Origin of the sequence: Borrelia hispanica CRI (assembly GCF_000500065.1) — a bacterium.
Classification (GTDB): domain Bacteria; phylum Spirochaetota; class Spirochaetia; order Borreliales; family Borreliaceae; genus Borrelia; species Borrelia hispanica.
Map to the genome: position 1 here is coordinate 1 of NZ_AYOU01000145.1, position 2,931 is coordinate 2,931.

The following is a 2,931-nucleotide window of genomic DNA, read 5'->3' on the forward strand; positions in this document are numbered from 1 at the left end:
AACCAGAATGCTATGAATCTTGAATTTAGATTTGTAGTAGCATTGATATCTGTGAAATTATCATTAAGAGTTTTGACCTCTTTGATTATTTGATCTATGAATTCAAGTTCGGCATGTATTATTTTTTCAACTTCAGTGTCATGAAAGACTGTGGGTATAGTAGGTATACTTGTCATGCAGACTCCTTTTTATGAGGATATATTGATTAACAATCTATCAGAAGTAAAATCAAAATCAAGAATTTCATTTTCTTCAACCTGAATATTTTCATTATTCTTAAATTCGTTATCATTGATCTCATTAATTTTTGTATTCAAGTTTTCTTTTAGAGCAACAGAGACATCAATGCAGTGTACGCCCTTAATTTCATTCACAGGAGCAAAGAAATCTTGATATTCAAAACTAATTCCCATATCACCATAATTATTATTTGCAATTCTGGTGTAAATATCTCTAATTTTAGCGTCAACATTAAGATATAGATGATTTTTTAATATTTACTTTATATTTGCTTTTAGATTTGTATCTTCTATTTGTGTTTTATCTGAATTCATAAATTCGTCATCTATAATAAGATAAATACTAGCTGTACCAGCAGTACTTTTGATATTTGCGTGTGTAATACCATTAATAGATAGTAGAGAGTTCTTAATGGCCTCATAAGTAGTACTTTTTACACTTATGTGTTTTTCTATCGCTTGCCAATATTCAGAATCAGGTTTTATAGATTCGAATAATTTGTTAACCTCATCGATTAGTTCACATTCTTTGAATGCAAGTGATGTAGCAATAATGTTATAAATGGATGCTGGGTCGTCATTAATTAATATTTTGTAATTGTCTCTTAAATATTGACGTTTAGCATTTACAATTTGTTCAATATTCTTTTTCAAGACTCCAACATCAGAATCAAAAAACTGATCGGCTATCTTTACTAAAATGTATCCAACACCATTAAATCGACAACTAATAATGCATTGTAATAATGCTGATTTTAATTCTATTTTAAACTACCTAAAGCATCATCAACATCTAACGATGTGCTTGATATACTGTCTAATGTTATTCCATTCTTTAAACAATCTTTCGCTACATTATCTATGTAGTTCCTAAAAAATATTAAATATTTATATAAATCTCTTACATTTAATCTAAAATTTAATTTCATATCTTTTTTGTTATATTTCTTTTAATCTTATACCACACAAATATAATACACTTTATTATTTTTGCTAACTTTTTTTAATTTTTTGTTACTTTTTTTATACTCTTGTTTTGGTTTATGAAGGATAACTTTTACTTATTTAAATTTACTTTATCTTTAATTAACATCTTTATTTAAATATCAGCGTTAATAAAATTCCTACAGCTAGGGTAATAATGGTCCCAAACATCCATGCATGTAATTTAAATGTTCCTTTAACCTCTGAGGCAAATTTATCTATCTTAGTATCAAGTTCCATTTTGTTCAGTTCCATATCTTTTCTAACAATATCAATCTTATTATCAAGTTCTTTAATATCGGATTTTAAGTTGTTTTCAATAATATCTATTTTATTATCAAGTTCTGTAAATTTAGCATCTATTTTGTTATCAAGGACATCTTTAGCTTTTTCAATATCAGATCTTAAGCCACGCTCTAATATTTCCAGTTTAAGGTTAAAATTACTTTCTAAATATTGAAGATCTTTAATAGTAAGCTCATTTTTATAGTATCTATAAGACAAATCGTCAGCAATCTCTCTATTAATACCAGCTTTTACAAGCTCATTGAATACCATCTGCCTAGTAATTACAGGTTCCATTTGCATATACTCCATAAAGAATCTCCTTATGTAATTATTATACAATAATTTATAAGCTAAATGAAAGTAAATTTAGTAAAATATTGACTTCTATCACGATAATTTAAAGACATAATTAAATATGCTGCTGATAATGCATCAAGAACATCATCATGACTTCGGCCATCTCCATTATATGAATAAATATCACTAAATACAGAACGACTACTATAATCTAATAAATGCATCTTGTTATAAGTAAATGGTGTTAATAAAGAAACAATTCTTGCGTATTTATCTATTTTAGGTCTTGTTGGTGCAATTCTAAAGTAATTTTGCATATTATCTCGAAGTTTAACATATTCACGTGTCAATGAACCAGCTCCTTTAATATCATCTCTATCTTCAATATAAAGAGTATTAACATTTAAATTCTCCATTATTATCTTTATTGTATTCATAACATATGGATCAACAGCTGGTTTTTGCTCTTGAAATATAAATGCATAATACTTATCCGACACCTTCTCTAAAACACAAAGAAAAGTATTATCTCCACCACTACTATATGCTGGATCTAAATAAGCTATAGGACTTTTAAATTCATACTCTTTAATAATATTAATATTACTAAATATAACATCATTATTTGCAACCCATTCTCCAAGTAGTACACTGGCTTTATATGTTGGCAAGTCTTTATAAATTTCTTCTTGGGTCTTTATAAATTCCTTTGAAATTGTCTCATTATCATATGTCGTAAAATTATATGTAGAATATATTGTATTATTATCAATATAATCTGTTTTAAAATAATGCTCTGGATGATCAGGATTAGTATCAAAAACAATAAACTCTGGTTTGATTCTTAGTCTCTTAAGCGCTTCTTTTAATGTCTCTTTATGAAGAGTTGTTGCTTCATTAACATAAATAACAGCAGAATTCGATCCTCTAAATCTTTCAAAGTCTCTTATTTTATCTCCACCATATAAATTAATTCTTAAAGAATCGATTTCAAAATATGACGTATTTGAATATTTAGGAACAAAAGGTATTTTAAGCATATTAGCAAGCTTTTCAAACTGGCCTGTAACATTAATTTCTAATGATTTCTGTGAGTTGCCTAATATAAAATTATTGGTATCTT

The 2,931-nt window shown here is 26.9% G+C and carries 4 protein-coding genes and 1 pseudogene; all 5 read right to left on the reverse strand.

What is annotated here, in order from left to right:
• A partial coding sequence (locus tag U880_RS11220; protein WP_152520381.1) for a DUF735 family protein occupies positions 1–176 on the reverse strand: 176 nt, incomplete at its 3' end.
• A 12-nt stretch (positions 177–188) separates the two neighbouring features.
• Positions 189–929 (reverse strand): annotated as a pseudogene (locus tag U880_RS10295) (DUF276 domain-containing protein).
• 71 nt (positions 930–1,000) lie between these two features.
• Positions 1,001–1,168 carry a DUF1073 domain-containing protein gene (locus U880_RS11395; protein WP_161626527.1) on the reverse strand — a complete coding sequence of 56 codons (168 nt, stop codon included), beginning with the start codon at positions 1,166–1,168 and terminating at the stop codon, positions 1,001–1,003.
• A gap of 166 nt (positions 1,169–1,334) precedes the next feature.
• Complete coding sequence (bdr, locus tag U880_RS11865) at positions 1,335–1,820, reverse strand: Bdr family repetitive protein (protein ID WP_038359493.1); 486 nt, start codon at positions 1,818–1,820, stop codon at positions 1,335–1,337.
• A 41-nt stretch (positions 1,821–1,861) separates the two neighbouring features.
• Positions 1,862–2,931, reverse strand: a 1,070-nt coding sequence (locus U880_RS0106105; RefSeq protein WP_024655187.1) for a PBSX family phage terminase large subunit, incomplete at its 5' end; no start/stop codon positions are given.